Source organism: Aeromicrobium sp., from assembly GCF_047606445.1.
Classification (GTDB): domain Bacteria; phylum Actinomycetota; class Actinomycetes; order Propionibacteriales; family Nocardioidaceae; genus Aeromicrobium.
In genome coordinates this window covers 70,626-88,015 of record NZ_JASGEK010000027.1, presented here as the reverse complement: position 1 = coordinate 88,015, position 17,390 = coordinate 70,626, and the positions used below count along the sequence as shown (strand labels likewise).

Below are 17,390 nucleotides of genomic sequence, written 5' to 3'. Positions count from 1 at the left end.
CTCTTCGACCCGGTCCGGGAACGGCTGGCCGGCGGCATGCCTGCGTTCGGCACCTGCGCGGGCCTGATCCTGCTGGCCGATCGGATCGAGGGCGGCACGAGCGGCCAGGAGACCTTCGGCGGTCTCGACGTGACCGTACGGCGCAACGCCTTCGGCCGTCAGGTCGACTCCTTCGAGGCCGATCTGCCGGTCGCGGGGCTCGCCGACCCGGTCCACGCGGTGTTCATCCGGGCGCCTTGGATCGAGCGCGCGGGGGAGTCCGTCGAGGTGTTGGCGTCCGTGGAGGTGGCCGGCGCCGATAGGATCGTCGCGGTTCGACAGGGCTCGCTGATGGCCACCGCCTTTCACCCCGAGGTCGGTGACGACGATCGGTTCCAGGGCCTCTTCGTCGATCTCGTCGGTCACTAGAGAAGGGACTGGGCCATGTCAGGGCATTCCAAGTGGGCCACCACGAAGCACAAGAAGGCGGTCATCGACGCCAAGCGCGGCAAGCTGTTCGCGAAGCTGATCAAGAACATCGAGGTCGCCGCGCGCATGGGCGGCCCCGACCCCGACGGAAACCCGACGCTCTACGACGCCATCCAGAAGGCGAAGAAGCAGTCGGTCCCGAACAAGAACATCGACTCCGCGGTCAAGCGCGGCGGCGGCCTCGAGGGCGGCGGCGTCGACTACACCACGATCATGTACGAGGGCTACGGCCCGAACGGCGTGGCGATGCTCGTCGAGTGCCTCACCGACAACAAGAACCGGGCCGCCATGGAGGTCCGCACCGCGATGACCCGCAACGGCGGCACGATGGCCGACCCGGGCTCGGTCGCCTACATGTTCAGCCGCAAGGGCGTCATCATCGTCGCCGCCGAGCAGGAGGGCGGCGAGACCACCGAGGACGACATCCTCCTGGCCGTGCTCGACGCGGGCGCCGAGGAGGTCAACGACCTCGACGGGTCGTTCGAGGTCGTCTGCGAGCCCGGCGACCTGGTCGCGGTGCGCACGGCGCTGCAAGAGGCCGGACTCGACTACGAGTCCGCCGACGCCTCGTTCGTCCCCTCGGTCAAGATCGAGGTCGACCTCGACGGCGCGACCAAGGTCGTCAAGCTCATCGACGCGCTGGAGGACTGCGACGACGTGCAGAACGTCTTCGCGAACTTCGACGCGAGCGACGAGATCATGGAGCAGGCCCACGCCTGAGCCTGTCAGGCCCAGCCGATAGGGTGTCGAACATGAGTTCGGCAGGTGTGCGTGTCATGGGGATCGACCCGGGGCTGACCCGCTGCGGCGTGGGTGTCGTGGAGGGGTCGGTCGGGCGTCCGCTGAGACTCGTGCACGTCGGGGTGCTGCGCACGCCGGCCGACCTCGACGTCGCCCGGCGGCTCGCGCTCATCGCCGAGGGCGTCGAGGAGGCCATCGCCGCGCACCGGCCCGAGTCGGTGGCGGTCGAGCGGGTCTTCAGCCAGGCCAACGTCCGCACCGTCATGGGCACCGCGCAGGCCAGCGGGGTCGCGATGGCGGTCGCCGCGCGCCATGGGCTCGGCGTCCATCTGCACACGCCGAGCGAGGTCAAGGCCGCCGTCACCGGCAGCGGCCGGGCCGACAAGGCGCAGGTCGCCGGCATGGTCACCCGGCTGCTGCGGCTCGACGCGGCTCCCCGTCCGGCCGACGCGGCCGACGCCCTGGCCATCGCGATCTGCCACATCTGGCGTGGCGGCGCGCAGCAGCGGCTTGAGGCCGCGCTGGAGAAGGCGGGGGTGGCGCGATGATCGCCTCGCTGCGCGGGGTCGTGCTGTCGGCGGGCGTCGACCGGGTCGTGCTCGACGTCGGGGGCGTGGGCTATCTGGTCCGGGCGACGCCGACGGTGGTGGCGTCCGCGCGGCTGGGGCAGGAGGCGACGGTGTTCACCACGCTCGTGGTGCGCGAGGACTCGATGACGCTGTTCGGCTTCGGCGGGCCTGAGGAGCGCGACATGTTCGAGTTGGTGCAGACCGCCGGCGGGGTCGGCCCGAAGGTCGCGCTCGCGATGGTGTCGGTGCTCGGCCCCGACCGCTTGCGCGCTGCCATCGCGCAGGCCGACCACGCGGCGCTCACCTCGGTGCCCGGTATCGGGAAGAAGGGGGCCGAGCGCATCGTGGTCGAGTTGAAGGACAAGGTCGGGGCGGTCGTGACGGCCGGCCCCTCCGGGTCGGCTCCGCCGTGGCGCGACCAGGTGGCCGAGGCGCTGCTGGGCCTCGGGTGGAGCGTGCGCGACGCGGAGAAGGCGGTCGAGAGGGTCGCCGCCGATCTGCCCGACGGCGGGGCTCCCGAGGTGTCGTCGCTGTTGCGCGACGCCCTGCGCACGTTGGCGAGGAACTGATGGAGCGTCCCGAGGACGACGTCGTCGCGGCCGCGGTCGGCTCCGACGACCGCGCCTACGAGGCGGCGCTGCGCCCCCGCACCCTCGACGAGGTCGTCGGGCAGGACCGGGTGCGCGAGCAGCTCTCGCTCGTCTTGGACGCCGCCACCGCGCGCGGCTCGACGCCCGACCACGTGCTGCTGTCCGGTCCGCCGGGCCTGGGCAAGACCACGCTCGCCATGATCATCGCCCACCGGCTGTCGGCTCCGCTGCGGCTCACCAGCGGCCCGGCCATCCAGCACGCCGGCGACCTCGCCGCCATCTTGTCGGGGGTCACCGAGGGCGACGTCGTCTTCATCGACGAGATCCACCGCATGTCGCGGCCCGCCGAGGAGCTGCTCTACATGGCGATGGAGGACTTCCGGGTCGACGTCGTGGTCGGCAAAGGGCCGGGCGCCACCGCGATCCCGCTGGAGATCCCGCCGTTCACCGTCGTCGGCGCCACCACCCGCGCCGGTCTGCTGCCGGGGCCGCTGCGCGACCGCTTCGGCTTCACCGCGCAGCTCGACTACTACGAGGCGAGCGATCTGCAAAGGATCGTGACGCGGTCGGCCGGCCTTCTGCGTCTCGATCTCACGGCCGACGGCGCCGCCGAGATCGCCGGACGCTCGCGCGGCACGCCGCGCATCGCCAACCGGCTGCTGCGCCGGGTGCGCGACTACGCCGAGGTCCGCACCGGCGGCGTGCTCGACCTGGAAGCCGCCCGCGCCGCGCTCGCGCTGTACGAGGTCGACGACCTCGGCCTCGACCGGCTCGACGTCGCGGTGCTGCGGGCGCTCTGCCAGTCCTTCGGCGGCGGCCCGGTGGGCGTGTCCACGCTCGCGGTGGCCGTCGGCGAGGAGCGCGAGACGGTCGAGGAGGTCGCCGAGCCCTATCTGGTGCGGCTGGGCTTCCTCGCCCGCACTCCGCGCGGCCGGATCGCCACCCCCGCCGCCTGGCGTCATCTGGGCCTGGCCGCGCCCGCCGACTCGCCGCAGGAGCTGTCCTTCGGCGACGACGTGTGACGTCCGCCTCAGGGAACGTGACTACACTGCTCTCTGGCCCACCGGCCGACCCGCGCCAGCGGGCCTGACGTCTCTTGGAGTCCTCGCGTGGAAAGCTTGTCCGCCCTCGTCCCGCTGCTGCTCGCCGTGGTGGTCTTCTGGCTGTTCCTGGTGCGCCCCGCGCGCAAGAACCAGCGGAAGATCGCCGATTTGCAGTCGTCGCTGGAGCCCGGCCAGGACGTCATGACCGCGAGCGGCATCTTCGGCACGATCGTCGCCCTCGGCGAGGCCGACGCCCGTCTGCGCGTCGCCGACGGCGTGGAGATGCGCGTCCACCGCCAGGCCATCGCGCAGGTGGTCGAGCCCGAGGAGCCGGCGCCTGAGCACCTCTCCGGCGAGGACGACTGATGAGGCGCGCGGGTCGAGCGCTGGGCCTGTTCCTGGCCGCGCTCGTGATCGCCTTCGCGGTCGTCGGCGTGGTCGACTGGCGCGACGGCTCCGGCCACGGAGTGTGGAAGCCGCAGCTCGGGCTCGACGTCCAGGGCGGCACACGGATCACCTTGACGGCCGACCCTGAGGTCGCGGTCGACGCCGCCGACCTCGCCGTGGCGCGCGACGTCGTGCAGCGGCGGGTCGACGACGCCCACGACGGGGCCGGCGTGCGGACGCGCGGCGACCGGGAGCTGGTGGTCGAGGTTCCGGGGACGGTCGCCGACGACCTGCCGGCCCGGTTGGCCCGCAGCGGCCAGCTCAGCGTGCGGGTCGTCTGGACCGCCGATTCGACCGGCGCCACGACCCCCGCGACATCGACCGGTGAGGCCGTCGACTGGTCCTCGTTGAGCCTCGGCGACGCGTTGGCCGCGTCCTCCCAGGGCCTCGGCGCGTTGCCCTCGGAGTACCAGGAGGCCGCTGCCGCGCTGCAGAGCATCGCTCAGAACACCGACTGCACCTCCGGCACGGCGCTGGTGACGAGCGTCGACCGGCCGACCGTCTCGTGCGACCCGACCACGGGCGAAGCCCTGATCCTCAGCCCGGCGCTCGTGGACAGCGCGCGGATCTCCGACGCCTCCTCGGACCTGCCGCAGGGAAATCTCGGATGGTCGGTCGACCTCGAACTGGACGAGAAGGGCACGGAGTCCTTCGACCAGATCACGGCTGCCCTGCTCGACGGCGGCGGACAGTACGCGGTCCTGCTCGACCACCAGGTCGCCTCGGTGACCGTGCCCGACGAGCGCGTCACCGACGGGCGGCTCCAGGTGACCGGATTGAGCGAGATCGGCGCCACCGAGATCGTCGGCCAGGTCGACCACGGCGCGTTGCCGGTGAGCTTGACCGTGGCCGACGTCGTCGACGAGGGACCGGCCTTCACCGGCGCCCAGTTGAAGGCCGCCGCAGCGGCGATCGGAGCCGGCCTGCTGGCCGGGCTCGTCCTGGCGTCCTGGCGTCGTCGTCTGCAGGGCGTCGTCACCGCCGCCGGCCTGGCCGGCGCGGCGCTGCTCGGCTACCTCTTCCTCGTGTCGACGGGCTCGTACTTCCGGGTCGCGGTCGGGTGGCCCACCGTGGGCGCCGGCGTCGCGGGACTGGCCCTCGTGTCGGCCTCCGCGGCGCTGTTCGTGAACCGGGCCGGCGAGGCCTCCCGCTCGGGCAAGGCGGCGCTCCGGGCGGTCGAGGTCGGCTGGGAGCGCTCCCGCGCGGTGATTGTCACCGTCGACGCGGTCGTGCTGTTCGCGGGCGTCGCGCTGGCGTGGACGCTCGGCGGCGCTGTGCGCGCCGTCGCCGTCGTGCTGGCGGCCGCGGCGGTCGTCGCCCTGCTGGTCGTGTCCTTCCTCGCCCGGCCGCTGACCGCCGTCCTCGCGCGCCGGGGCTGGCCGTTGGCCTCGCCCGAGCCGCTCGCCGGGCCGCGCCGCGACCCGCGTCGCGGCTACCTCGTCGCCGTCGCTGTGCTGGCCGTGGCGCTCGTCGGCCTCGTGGTCGGCGGGACCGACCGGGGGAGCGAGGCCCGTGGCGGCATGGAGTTCACCGCGACGGTCGCCTCGGCCGACGCCGACACCGTGCGCGAGCTCGCCGACGCGGTCGGCTCGACCGGCGTCGCCTCCGACCCCGTGCTGCGCGCCTCGGGCGCCGGGACGATCTGGGTCCAGACCGGGCCGCTGTCCGACGCCGACGCCGACGAGGTGGCCGGCGCCCTGACGAAGGCCGGCGCGACCGACGTGGCATGGGCCGAGATCGGGCCGGAGTGGAGCGACGGCTCGCTGCTGCGCATCGCCGTCGGCCTGGCCGTCGCGGTCCTGCTGGCCGTGGCGCTCGTCGGCTGGCGTGCTCGCAGCGCCGTCGTCGCGGCCGTCGCGCTGGCGACGGTGCTCGTGTCGGCGGCGTCGACCGCCGGACTGCACGCCTGGAGCGGCGGCCTGTTCGACCTCGCCGCGATCACGGCGCTGCTCGCGGTCGTCGTCCTCGCGCTCGTCTTCGTCGCGCTGGCCCTCGGACTGTTCGGCGAGAGCACCCGCGACGTGACCTCCTCGGCTGTCCACACCTTCGACGAGCACGTCGACGTCGCGGCGGGCCGGGCTCGGACCGCGCTGTCCGCGGCGGTTCTGACCGCCGGACCGGTCGCGCTCGCGCTGTTGGTGGCGGGCTGGGTCGTCGGCGGCCCGATCGCCGACACGGCCCTGATCCTGACCGTCGGCGTGCTGGCGGCGGCCGGAGCCGCGCTGCTCGTCGCCGTCCCCGTCGCCGCCCGGATCGCCGGTCGCGACCCGGCCGTCCGTGCCCACACGGAGAAGGTCCTGGCCCGCCGGTCCGGATCGACGAAGAAGAAAAAGACCAAGGAGACCGTCTCCTCGCATCGCCCCGTGACGACCTCGCAGGCCGCAGGTCGTCACCAGCCCAAGCGCACCACCCGCCGACAGCGCAAGCGCCGTTGAGCCGCGTCCCCGAACACTCTCACCTGGAGGAATATGAACACCGCGAAGGCCCCTGTCTGGCGCCGTCCCCCCGTCTTGGCCGGAGCCCTGGCCCTCGTCTTGATCCTCGGCGTGGCCGTGTGGGCGGTCTTCCTGCGGGAGGACGACCGTGACCGTTACTGCGCCGACCTCGTGGTCTTGAAGGGCGAGATGGACACGAAGCAGTCGGACGAGGCGACCGCAGACGAGGTCTATGACAGCTTGTCCGAGCAGATCGCCACCCGTGCCGACGCAGCCGCCGACTTCGCCGAGAACGCCCCGGAGGAGACCCGCGAGGACTGGAAGCTGTACTCCGAGCGCTTCCAGGCCTTCCTGCAGATCATGATGGACATGGGTGACTACGACCTGAAGAAGCCCGCAGGGTGGGAGAAGGTCTTCACCGACGCCACCTCGGGCGCCTTCGCCGAGTTGAGCGCCGAGCACCAGGCCGAACTGGACGACGTCGTCGCGCAGCTGACCGACGAGAAGGTCGTCGCCGCGTTCGAGGCCATCGAGTCGGACGCCGCGGAGAAGTGCGATGTCGAACTCGACATCAAGGAGGAGGCTCCGTCGGGAGTCGTCCCGCAGTGACCGTCGGCCAGCTCATCGACGACGCCACCCGGTCCATCGGGGACTGGCCGGTCGCCGGGGTCGCCTTCCGCGACATCACGCCGCTGCTGGGCGCCCCCGACGCCTTCGCGCAGGTGGTGGCGGCGCTGCGCGAGCAGGTGGAGCCGTACGCGCCCGACGCCGTCGTCGGCGTCGAGGCGCGCGGCTTCCTGCTCGGCGCGCCGCTGGCCCTCGCGCTGGGCGTCGGCTTCGTGCCGGTGCGCAAACAGGGCAAGCTGCCCGCCGACACCCACGAGGCGAGCTACGCGCTGGAGTACGGCACGGCGACCGTGGAGATCCACGCGGACGCGCTCGCTCCGGGCGCGCGGGCGGTCGTCGTCGACGACGTGCTCGCCACCGGCGGCACGTTGAACGCCGCCGTCGACCTCGTGCGGCGGTGCGGAGCCGACCCGGTGGCCGCGGCGGTGATGATCGAGCTGGCGGCGCTTCACGGCCGCGAAGTCCTCGATATCGACTGCCACGCGCTGCGCGTCTACTGACGTCGAGAGAGGAGGAGAAGATGAACCCCCGACAGATGCGCGTCGTCGCGCTCGCGCTCGTCGTCCTGCTCGTTCTGGGCGTCGGAGCCTCCCTCGTCTCCGGCCTCGCCTGAGCACGGTCGTAGACTGCTCCAAAGGAGTGGTGTCGTGGCCGAATCAGGTGAGCTCGTAGCGTCCGTCGATCCTGCCCCCGCGCAGGTCGAGTCGATCCCCGCGACGGCCCGGGTGCGCTCCCGGCTGTCGCGGATCGGCGGCAAGACCGCCTCCGGCGACCAAGCCGTCCTGGAGCCCCTGCTCAAGATCCACCGTGCCACGCACCCCAAAGACGACGTCAGCGCCATCCAGAAGGCCTATGTCGTCGCCGAGAAGTGGCACGAGGGGCAGACCCGCAAGAGCGGCGACCCCTACATCACCCATCCGCTCGCCGTCGCCACGATCCTCGCCGAGCTCGGCATGCCCTCCCCGGTCATCTGCGCGGCGCTGCTGCACGACACCGTCGAGGACACCCCGTACACGCTGGAGGAGTTGCGCGCCGACTTCGGCGACGAGGTGGCCCACCTGGTCGACGGCGTGACGAAGCTCGACAAGGTGCACTACGGCGAGACGGCGCTGCCGGAGACGATCCGCAAGATGGTCGTCGCGATGAGCCGCGACATCCGGGTGCTCATCGTCAAGCTCGCCGACCGGCTGCACAACATGCGCACCCTGCGGTACATGCGGCGCGAGAAGCAGGTGCAGAAGGCCACCGAGACGCTGGAGATCTTCGCGCCGCTGGCGCACCGGCTCGGCATGAACACGATCAAGTGGGAGCTGGAGGATCTCGCCTTCTCGGCGATGCACCCGAAGATCTACGACGAGATCGTCCGGCTGGTCGCCGACCGCGCCCCGTCGCGCTCGACCTTCCTCGAACGGGTCGTCGGCGACGTCGAGTCCGATCTGAAGCAGACCAAGATCAAGGCGACGGTCACCGGACGGCCGAAGCACTACTACTCGATCTACCAGAAGATGCTCGTGCGCGACCGCGAGTTCGAGGACATCTTCGACCTGGTCGGCGTGCGTATCCTGGTCGACTCCGTCGCCGACTGCTACGCGGTGCTCGGCGTTCTGCACGCCCGCTGGAACCCGATCCCCGGACGTTTCAAGGACTACATCAGCTCGGCGAAGTTCAACATGTACCAGTCCTTGCACACGACGGTCATCGGCCCGCAGGGCAAGCCGGTCGAGCTGCAGATCCGCACCCACGAGATGCACGAGCGCGCCGAGTACGGCGTCGCCGCGCACTGGAAGTACAAAGAGGACGCCGCGCGCGGGGCCAAGGGCGGCAAGGGCGCGAAGGGGCGTTCGGGCGCGCCGCAGGGCTCGGAGTTCATCTGGCTGCGCGAGCTGGTCGACTGGCAGTCCGAGACGACCGACTCGCTGGAGTTCCTCGACCGTTTCCGTCACGAGATGGGCAAGGCGGGGCTGTTCGTCTTCACTCCGCGCGGCGACGTGATCCAACTGCCGGAGGGGTCGACGCCGGTCGACTTCGCCTACGCGGTGCACACCGAGGTCGGCCACGCCTGCATCGGAGCGCGGGTCAACGGGCGGCTCGTGTCGCTGGAGTCGACGCTGGAGCTGGGCGACGTCGTCGAGGTGCTCCGGTCGTCGGCCCCGGACGCGGGTCCGAGCCGCGACTGGCTCGACTTCGTGGTCAGCTCGCGCGCCCGCAACAAGATCCGCCAGTGGTTCACCAAGGAGCGGCGCGAGGAGTCGATCGAGGAGGGCAAGGAGCTCATCGCGCGGCAGATGCGCAAGGAGCGCCTGCCGCTCAAGCGGCTGTTCAGCCAGGCGACGCTGGAGGCGGTCGCGAACGACCTGAACCTGGCCGACGTCTCCGCGCTGTACGCGGCGGTCGGGGAGGGGCACGTCAGCGCGCAGAGCGTCGCGGAGCGGGTCCTGGCGCTCGCCGGCGGACGCGACGGCGCGGAGGAGGACCTGGCCGAGGCGATGGTGCCGACGGCGGCGTCGCGTTCGTCGCGCACCCACAAGGGGGCCGACGCCGGTGTCGTGGTCGAGGGGCTCGACGGGGACGTGCTCGTCAAGCTCGCGCGCTGTTGCACGCCCGTCCCGGGCGACGAGATCGCGGGCTTCGTCACGCGCACCTCAGGCGTCTCGGTGCATCGCACCGACTGCGTGAACCTCGTCCGGCTGCGTCAGTCCGAGGCCGAGCGCTTCGTCGAGGTGCGGTGGGCGCCGAGCGCGAACAGCGTCTTCCTCGTCGCGGTGCAGGTCGACGCGCTCGACCGCCCGGGCCTGCTGTCGGACATCACCCGGGTCATGTCCGAGCAGCATGTCAACATCTTGTCGGCGTCGCTGCTGACCAGCGCCGACCGCACGGCCCGGAGCCGCTTCAGCTTCGAGATGGGCGACGCCAAGCACCTCGATCACGTGCTGGTGGCGGTGCGGACCGTCGAGGGCGTCTTCGACGCCTACCGCATCACGCAGTAGGCGTCGAAGATCGGCCGGTTCGGCTCAGCTGTCGACGGTGAAGGTGAAGTACGGGCTCTCCTCGCCGTCGGTCAACGTGCCGGTCTCGGAATGCACCAGCACGCCGCCGACGAAGACCTGCATCTGGTAGTCCGACGAGACGCCGCATCCGGAGTAGTCCTTGACGAACGCCGTGTACTCGCCCGGGGGCGGAGTGACGCTGTCGTCCCAGAAGATGTTCTCGATGCTGCGCGACCCCTGACTCCCATCGGACTCGTAGCAGCCGGGGATCATATCGACGTCGAGCCACCCGCCGCTGTCGACTTGGTCATTGCTGAAATACACTTCGTCGCCGATCGGATCGATGACGTGGACGTCGAGGTCGGCTCCGGTGCTCCATTGCAGGGTCACCTGGATTTCTCCGGTCTGACCGCCGCCGACGCCGCGCTCGAACGTCTCGCCGGTCTCGATGTCGAGCAGCTCGACGGCCTCCATGGCCTCCTCGCCCTCCTCGACCACCCGGATCTGCTCGGCGTCGAAGTCGTCCCAGGTCTCGCCCTCGGCCGAGTCGAGCGCGATGCCCTCCTGCTCGGGCTCGAGCAGCGGGTTGCCGCAGGCGCAACGCACGCGGGGGACGCCGTGCTCGTCGATCAGGACCGCGGTGCCGCGCTGCAGGACCGACTGGAAGGGGGTCGCCTCGCCGTCCTCGAAGCCGTGGTTGGTCACCCAGGTGTCGGCGGTGAGCAGCACGGGCGTCAGGGTCGTGACGTAGCCCTCGATCTCGTCGACGTCGATGTCCTGCGCCTCGGCCCACGCCGCGGCTTCCTCGTCGTGCTCGGCGAGGAAGTCGACGAGCCCTACCGAGTCGCAGGCCTGCTGGCTCATGGTGCCGCCGTAGAGGCCGGGCGCGGAGCCGTCGGCCACCCGTGCGCCGGCGTCGTCGGTGTCGAACTCCTCGTTCAGGGAGTCCGCCTCGTCGACGGCGTCTGCGGAGAGCTCGGCGTCGATCACGGTGTCGGTCGCGTCGACGAACGCGGCACGACCCTCGGCGCGGGCCTCCTCCAGCACCAGCTCGACGGTTGGCTCTTTGTCCTCGGGGGCGGTCTCCTTCTCGTCCCCGTCATCGCCGAACAGCAGGAAGGCGGCGGCACCGCCGCCGCCCCCGAGCACCAGGGCGAACAGCGTGACGACGACCACCCACAGGCCGACACGAGGACGGCGTGAGGGGGTGGGGTCGCCGGTCGGTGGCGGGAGGGGGACGGCGGCGGGCGGCGGCGGCAGCGACATGAGATTCTCCTGAGTGCGTCGTCCGCACAGTAGCAGTCCCGAACGTCGGCTGTCGCGGCTTCGCTCTCAGGAGAAGTCGGACTGGGCCTTCTTGGCCATGTCGAGGAAGGAGCGGTTGCTCTCGAGCTTGGCGGTGAGGTCCTTGACCTTGCGGGCGTCGCCGGCTGCCTCGGCCTTGGCGAGGGACTCCTCGGTCTCGGTGATGGCGCGCTCGAGCTTGCCGATCATGTCGTCGGCGCGGGCCGACTTCTCCGGGTCGGTGCGCTTCCACTCCTGGTCGCCCGCGCTGCGGATGGCCTGCTCGACCTTGCGCAGGCGGCCCTCCAACTCCTGGATGCGGGAGCGCGGCACCTTGCCGGCGGCCTCCCAACGGTCGGCGATGTCGTGCCAGACCTTGCGGGTCGCCTCCAGATCCTTGATCGGCAGCAGCGCCTCGGCCTCGACCAGGATCTGCTCCTTGACCTCGGCGTTCGCGGCGAACTCGGCGTCGATGGCCTCGTTGGCGGCCTCACGGGCGTTGAAGAAGACGTCCTGGGCCGCGCGGAAGCGTTTCCAGAGCTTGTCCTCGACGCCGCGCGGAGCCGAGCCGGCCGCTTTCCAGCGCGACATCAGATCGCGGTAGGCGCCCGCCGTGGGACCCCAGTCGGTCGAGGTCGACAGCGCCTCGGCCTCGGCGATCAGCTTCTCCTTGACCTTCTTGGCCTTCGCGCGGGCCTCGTCCTGCTCGGCGAAGAAGGTCTTGCGCTGGCGCATGAAGGTGTTGCGCGCGGCGCTGAACTGATGCCACAGGGCGTCGTCGGCGCTCTTGCTGAGCCGGGGCAGCTTCTTCCACTCGTCGAGCAGCGCGCTGAGCTTGTCGGCGCCGCCCCGGTAGTCCTTGCCGGACGCGATCTTCTCGGCCTGCGCGATGATCTCGGTCTTGCGGGCCTGGGCCTGCTCCTGCTCGGCCGCGCGGGCCGCCTTGCGCTCCTCGCGGGCCTTCTCGACCACCGGCTCCAGCGCCGTCAGGCGGGCCTCCAGCGAGGCGAGGTCGCCGAGGGCCGCCGCGCCGGTGATGTTGCCGCGGGCGATCTCGATCGCCTTGCCCGCGTCGGTCGGCGACAGCGCGCCGGAGGCGAGGCGCTTCTCCAGCAGGTCGACCTCGGTCTCCAGCACGCTGAAGCGGCGCTCGTAGAAGGCGATGGCCTCGGCGGAGTCCTCGCCGGCGGCCCACTGGCCGATGACGCGCTCCCCCTCGGCGGTGCGCAGGTGGACATTGCCCTCGGCGTCGACGCGACCCCACGGGTGCTCAGCGGCAGTGGTCATGGACGACAGTCTAGGGAGACCGGCGCCGGGTGGGCGCATCGGCGCGCTCGCGTAGGCTGTCGGGCGTGCTTCTCACCTCTTTTCCCGCCGGTCCGCTCCAGGCGAACTGCTACGTCGTCGCCCGTGAGGCGGGCGCCGGCTGCGCGGTCGTCGACCCCGGCATGGGGGCTATCGAGGGGGTGCGCGCCGTCGTCGCCGAGCACGGCCTCACGCCGCGGGCGGTGCTGATCACCCACGGCCACTTCGACCACTTGTGGTGCGCGCAGGACGTCGCGAAAGAGTGGGACTGCCCGGTGTGGATCCACCCGGCCGACCGCCACCTGCTCAGCGACCCGATGGCGGCCATCTCGAACGAGTCCGCCGCGATGCTGCGCCAGCAGCTGTCGATGACCGACATGCCCGAGTTCGTCGAGCCCGCCGACGTGCGCGACGCGGTCGACGGGGCGGTGTTCGACGTGGACGGCGTGGAGTTCACCGTCGACCACGTGCCCGGTCACACCCCCGGCACGCTTTTTTACCGGATCGACTACCCCGACTCCGACGAGGTCTCGCAGGTCATGTTCTCCGGCGACTTCCTGTTCGCCGGGTCCATCGGCCGCACCGACCTGGTGGGCGGCTCGCACGATCAGATGATCGCCAGCCTGCGCGACCGGGTGCTGCCGCTCGCCGACGACATCGTGGTCTTGCCCGGCCACGGCCCGCAGACCTCGGTGGGCCAGGAGCGGGTCGTCAATCCTTATCTGGAACGTCTCGCTGAGGGAGGAACGTTCTGATGGCGAAGCTGTCCGGCTTCCCCGAGCACACCCCGCGTGAGCGGATCGTCGAGCAGGCGGTGCTCGACCACCTGCGCTCGACCTTCGAGCTGCACGGCTTCGCGTCGGTCGAGACGCGCGCGGTCGAGCCGCTCGACGTGCTGCTGCGCAAGGGCGAGATCGACAAAGAGGTCTACGGCGTGCGCCGCCTCCACGGCGAGGACAAGGAGTCGACGCTCGCGCTGCACTTCGACCTGACGGTGCCCTTCGCGCGGTACGTGGTCGAGCACGCCAACGAGCTCGACTTCCCGTTCCGCCGCTACCAGATCCAGAAGGTCTGGCGGGGCGAGCGGCCGCAGCAGGGGCGCTTCCGCGAGTTCACGCAGGCCGACATCGACATCGTCGGCCGCGACACGCTGCCCTTCCACGCCGACGTCGAGGTGACGCAGGTGATGGCCGAGGCGTTGGGCGGGATCATCGCGCTGACGGGCGGCACCGGCGCCACGCTGCAGATCGCCAACCGCAAGGTGTTGGAGGGCTTCTACGCCGGTCTCGGCCTCGCCGACCCGACGGCGGTCATGCAGGTGGTCGACAAGTTGGACAAGGTTCCCGCCGACAAGATCCGCGTCATGCTCGCCGACATCGGTGTGGACGACGAGCAAGCAGATCAGGTGCTGGCGCTCGCCGAGATCGTCACCCCCGACACCTCGTTCGTGGAGCGGGTGCGGGCGCTCGGCGTCGAGCACGAGCTGCTGGACGAGGGCCTCGACGAGTTGGCGCAGGTCGTCGGCTCGGTGCGTGCGCCCGAGAACGTGACCGTCACCGCCGACCTGCGCATCGCGCGCGGCCTCGACTACTACACCGGCACGGTCTTCGAGACCCGGCTGGCCGGCTACGAGAGCCTCGGCTCGGTTTGCTCCGGCGGCCGCTACGAGAAGCTCGCCGCCGACAACCGCAGCACCTACCCGGGCGTCGGCATCTCGCTCGGCGTCTCGCGGCTGCTGGCCGCGCTGCTGGCCGACGGGCTCACCGCGAGCCGGTCGGTCCCGTCGGCGGTGCTGGTGGCGGTGTCGAACGAGGCCGCGCGCGCCGAGGCCGCCGAGGTCGCCGCCGCGCTGCGCTCACGCGGCGTGCCCACCGAGGTCGCCCCTAAGGCGGCCAAGTTCGGCAAGCAGATCCAGCACGCCGAGCGTCGCGGCATCCCGTTCGTCTGGTTCTGCGGCGATCCGCACACCGTCAAAGACATCCGTTCCGGCGACCAGGTCGAGGCCGATCCCACGGCCTGGACGCCCCCCACAGGCGACCTGCGACCGCAGGTGCTCGCCCCGCGCCTTTCATCGACACCGTCTGAGGAGAAGCAGTGATCCGCACGCATGACGCCGGAGCCCTGACCGCCGAGAACATCGGCCAGCAGGTGACGCTCGCCGGATGGGTGGCGCGTCGTCGCGACCACGGCGGCGTGGCCTTCATCGACCTGCGCGAGTCCAGCGGCGTCGTGCAGGTGGTGGTGCGCGAGGACGTCGCCCACCAGCTGCGCGCCGAGTACTGCCTGAAGATCGTCGGCACGGTCGAGCGTCGGCCCGAGGGCAACGAGAACGCGGCGATCCCGACCGGCGAGATCGAGGTCATCGCCGACGACGTGGAGATCTTGAGCGCCGCCGCGCCGCTGCCCTTCCCCGTCGACGAGCATGTGGAGGTCGGCGAGGAGGCGCGGCTCAAGCACCGCTACCTCGACCTGCGCCGCTCCGGCCCGGCCGCCGCGATCCGCCTGCGCTCCCAGGTCAACGCCGCCGCCCGCGCGGTGCTCGCGAAGCACGACTTCGTCGAGGTCGAGACGCCGACGCTCACCCGTTCCACCCCCGAGGGCGCGCGCGACTTCCTCGTGCCCGCGCGGCTCAAGCCGGGCAGCTGGTACGCGCTGCCGCAGAGCCCGCAGCTGTTCAAGCAGCTGCTCATGGTCGGCGGCGTGGAGCGGTACTACCAGATCGCGCGCTGCTACCGCGACGAGGACTTCCGCGCCGACCGGCAGCCGGAGTTCACCCAGCTCGACGTCGAGATGAGCTTCGTCGAGGCCGACGACGTGATGACGCTGGCCGAGGAGATCTACGTCGAGCTGTGGAAGCTGATCGGCGTCGACCTGCCCACGCCGTTCCCGCGCATCACCTACGCCGAGGCGATGGACAAGTACGGCTCGGACAAGCCCGACCTGCGCCTCGACCTGGAGCTGGTCGAGCTGACCGAGTACTTCAAGGACACGCCGTTCCGGGTCTTCAAGGCCCCCTACGTCGGCGCGGTCGTGCATCCGGGCGGCGGCTCGCAGGCCCGCCGCACCCTCGACGCCTGGCAGGAGTGGGCCAAGCAGCGCGGCGCGCGCGGCCTCGCCTACGTGCTGGTCGGCGAGGACGGGACGCTCGGCGGCCCGGTCGCCAAGAACCTGTCCGACGCCGAGCGCGAGGGCCTGGTCGAGGCCGTCGGCGCGAAGCCGGGCGACGCGATCTACTTCGCCGCGGGCGCCCCGAAGGCGATGCGCCAGCTGCTCGGCGCGGCCCGCCTGGAGATCGGCCGTCGCGAGAACCTGATCGACACCGACGCCTGGGCGTTCTGCTGGGTCGTCGACTGGCCGATGTTCGAGGCGGTCGACGAGCTCGACGCGGGCGACGTCGCGGTCGGCGGCGGCGAGTGGACGGCCGTGCACCACGCCTTCACCGCCCCGCAGGATCCGGCCACGCTCGCCACGCCGGGCGCGTCGCTGGCGCAGGCCTACGACGTCGTCTGCAACGGCAACGAGATCGGCGGCGGCTCGATCCGTATCCACGCAGGCGACGTGCAGAAGCGGGTCTTCGAGATCATGGGCATCGGCGAGGAGGAGGCCGAGGAGAAGTTCGGCTTCCTGCTCGACGCCTTCAAGTACGGCGCCCCGCCGCACGGCGGCATCGCCTTCGGCTGGGACCGCACCTGCGCCCTGCTGTCGGGGGTCGACTCGATCCGCGAGGTCATCGCCTTCCCGAAGTCCGGCGGCGGCTACGACCCGCTGACCGCCGCCCCGGCCCCGATCACGCCGGAGCAGCGCGCCGAGGCCGGTGTCGACGCCGAGACCGAGGCCGACGAGGAGGACTGACTACCCCGTGAAGTGGCGGACCTCGTGCCAGCCGGGGTCGTGGGAGGACTCGACTTTCAAGCCGAGGACCTCGGCCCAGTCGAGTAGCGGGTCGGCCGCGTTCTGGTCCTCGCCGTCGGTGTAGATGTGGAAGACGCGGACGCCGTCGGCGGTCTCATGGCCCAGATGCAGGCCGACGGGCGCGACGACCTTCTCCAACTCGGTTTCCAGCGCATGGAGCTTGTCGAGGGTCGCGGTCGTGTCGGGCTGCCCGTTCGGCCCGGCGGCGAAGGGCGCGGACACCGTGTGGTGCAGGTCGAGCGTCGGATGGTCGAGCCAGCGGTGGCCGGTGCGCACGACCGCGAGCATCGGCCGCCCGTCGTCGTCGGCCTGCAAGATCGCCCACGCCTCCGGGTCGCGCTGGGCGGCGAGGGCGTCCACCGCCTCGCGCAGCGCCGCCGCGTCACGGGCGCGCACGGGTCGTTCCCCGACCGGTTCGAGAGCGCCCACCCATCGCTCCACCGCGTCCTCGCCGAGCGTCCAGTCGGCCACGAGGAAGGCGACCTGACGGCGGGCGTGGTCGTCCATGTCGACGAAGGCCGGGTGATGCACCTCGACGTGGACCCGGCGCTCGGCCTCCGACACCTCGACGCCGAAGACGAGCTCGGCGAGGTCGAGCCGCGTCCCGCCGAGGTCGAGAGTGCGGCCGAGCGCCGACGGGTCCGCTTCCAACGCCGACGCGAACTCCCACGTCGCGTCGGCGGCGGGCGCGGCGCGCAGCCAGCGCTCGGCCATCGTCCGCACCGCCGCGACACCGCTGGCGGTCACGGTTAGACGGTGGTCGGCGCGCGTGCCAGGACCGAAGTGCCAGGTGAGCCCGGGGTCGACGGTCTGCACCCGACGGGTCAGCTCGTCGTGCAGCGGCGTCGGCGTGGACACGTCGATGGCGTGCCCGTCCTCGCCCCACCACTGCCAGAACTGGGCGACAGGGGTGAGGAGGACTGTTGGGTCGCTGGCGGCGGCGGACTTCTTGCGGAACAGACCCATGGACTGAGTCTCGCAT

16 protein-coding genes are annotated in these 17,390 nt (G+C 71.5%); 13 read left to right on the top strand and 3 right to left on the bottom strand.

The features are described from left to right. From pdxT to QM621_RS06515, 10 genes are all read left to right on the top strand, one after another. Positions 1 to 408, top strand: a 408-nt coding sequence (gene pdxT / locus QM621_RS06560) for a pyridoxal 5'-phosphate synthase glutaminase subunit PdxT (protein ID WP_414989566.1), incomplete at its 5' end; no start/stop codon positions are given. Positions 409 to 423: 15 nt separating this feature from the next. Continuing rightward, a complete protein-coding gene (locus QM621_RS06555) occupies positions 424 to 1,188 on the top strand; it encodes a YebC/PmpR family DNA-binding transcriptional regulator (protein ID WP_414989565.1) in 765 nt (254 codons plus the stop codon). A gap of 56 nt (positions 1,189 to 1,244) precedes the next feature. Then, positions 1,245 to 1,757, top strand: coding sequence for a crossover junction endodeoxyribonuclease RuvC (gene ruvC, locus QM621_RS06550; protein ID WP_414989568.1), 513 nt, complete (start codon positions 1,245 to 1,247; stop codon positions 1,755 to 1,757). Next, positions 1,754 to 2,347 carry a Holliday junction branch migration protein RuvA gene (ruvA, locus tag QM621_RS06545; RefSeq protein WP_414989564.1) on the top strand — a complete coding sequence of 198 codons (594 nt, stop codon included), beginning with the start codon at positions 1,754 to 1,756 and terminating at the stop codon, positions 2,345 to 2,347. Before ruvC ends, ruvA begins: the two co-directional genes overlap by 4 nt. Next, positions 2,347 to 3,390: a Holliday junction branch migration DNA helicase RuvB gene (ruvB, locus tag QM621_RS06540; RefSeq protein ID WP_414989563.1), complete on the top strand. Its 1,044-nt coding sequence runs from the start codon at positions 2,347 to 2,349 to the stop codon at positions 3,388 to 3,390. Before ruvA ends, ruvB begins: the two co-directional genes overlap by 1 nt. Positions 3,391 to 3,477: 87 nt before the next feature. Further along, a complete protein-coding gene (gene yajC / locus QM621_RS06535; protein ID WP_414989562.1) occupies positions 3,478 to 3,777 on the top strand; it encodes a preprotein translocase subunit YajC in 300 nt (99 codons plus the stop codon). Next, complete coding sequence (locus QM621_RS06530) at positions 3,777 to 6,293, top strand: SecDF P1 head subdomain-containing protein (protein ID WP_414989561.1); 2,517 nt, start codon at positions 3,777 to 3,779, stop codon at positions 6,291 to 6,293. The genes yajC and QM621_RS06530 overlap by 1 nt, the downstream gene beginning before the upstream one ends. Before the next feature lie 33 nt (positions 6,294 to 6,326). After that, entirely contained in the window at positions 6,327 to 6,902 is a 576-nt protein-coding gene (locus QM621_RS06525) for a hypothetical protein (protein ID WP_414989560.1), read from the top strand. Beyond that, positions 6,899 to 7,420, top strand: a complete 522-nt coding sequence (locus QM621_RS06520; protein WP_414989559.1) for an adenine phosphoribosyltransferase — start codon at positions 6,899 to 6,901, stop codon at positions 7,418 to 7,420. The genes QM621_RS06525 and QM621_RS06520 overlap by 4 nt, the downstream gene beginning before the upstream one ends. A 147-nt stretch (positions 7,421 to 7,567) precedes the next feature. Next, positions 7,568 to 9,907 (top strand): RelA/SpoT family protein, encoded by a 2,340-nt coding sequence (locus QM621_RS06515; protein WP_414989558.1) that lies wholly within the window; start codon positions 7,568 to 7,570, stop codon positions 9,905 to 9,907. A gap of 24 nt (positions 9,908 to 9,931) precedes the next feature. Here QM621_RS06515 and QM621_RS06510 read toward each other — a convergent pair whose 3' ends face one another. Both QM621_RS06510 and QM621_RS06505 read right to left on the bottom strand, forming a co-directional pair. After that, positions 9,932 to 11,173: a DUF6777 domain-containing protein gene (locus QM621_RS06510; RefSeq protein ID WP_414989557.1), complete on the bottom strand. Its 1,242-nt coding sequence runs from the start codon at positions 11,171 to 11,173 to the stop codon at positions 9,932 to 9,934. 66 nt (positions 11,174 to 11,239) lie between these two features. After that, a complete protein-coding gene (locus tag QM621_RS06505; RefSeq protein ID WP_414989556.1) occupies positions 11,240 to 12,478 on the bottom strand; it encodes a DUF349 domain-containing protein in 1,239 nt (412 codons plus the stop codon). A gap of 65 nt (positions 12,479 to 12,543) precedes the next feature. On the opposite strand from QM621_RS06505, the gene QM621_RS06500 reads away from it, so the two are divergent. From QM621_RS06500 to aspS, 3 genes are read left to right on the top strand one after another with little or no spacing between them, the layout of a single operon-like run. After that, positions 12,544 to 13,251, top strand: a complete 708-nt coding sequence (locus tag QM621_RS06500) for an MBL fold metallo-hydrolase (RefSeq protein WP_414989555.1) — start codon at positions 12,544 to 12,546, stop codon at positions 13,249 to 13,251. After that, complete coding sequence (gene hisS / locus QM621_RS06495) at positions 13,251 to 14,594, top strand: histidine--tRNA ligase (RefSeq protein WP_414989554.1); 1,344 nt, start codon at positions 13,251 to 13,253, stop codon at positions 14,592 to 14,594. Before QM621_RS06500 ends, hisS begins: the two co-directional genes overlap by 1 nt. Next, positions 14,591 to 16,348 (top strand): aspartate--tRNA ligase, encoded by a 1,758-nt coding sequence (gene aspS / locus QM621_RS06490; RefSeq protein WP_414989553.1) that lies wholly within the window; start codon positions 14,591 to 14,593, stop codon positions 16,346 to 16,348. The genes hisS and aspS overlap by 4 nt, the downstream gene beginning before the upstream one ends. Here the strand turns inward: aspS and QM621_RS06485 are convergent, their stop codons facing one another. Beyond that, positions 16,349 to 17,374, bottom strand: coding sequence for a hypothetical protein (locus QM621_RS06485; RefSeq protein ID WP_414989552.1), 1,026 nt, complete (start codon positions 17,372 to 17,374; stop codon positions 16,349 to 16,351). Between the last annotated feature and the right edge of the window lie 16 nt (positions 17,375 to 17,390).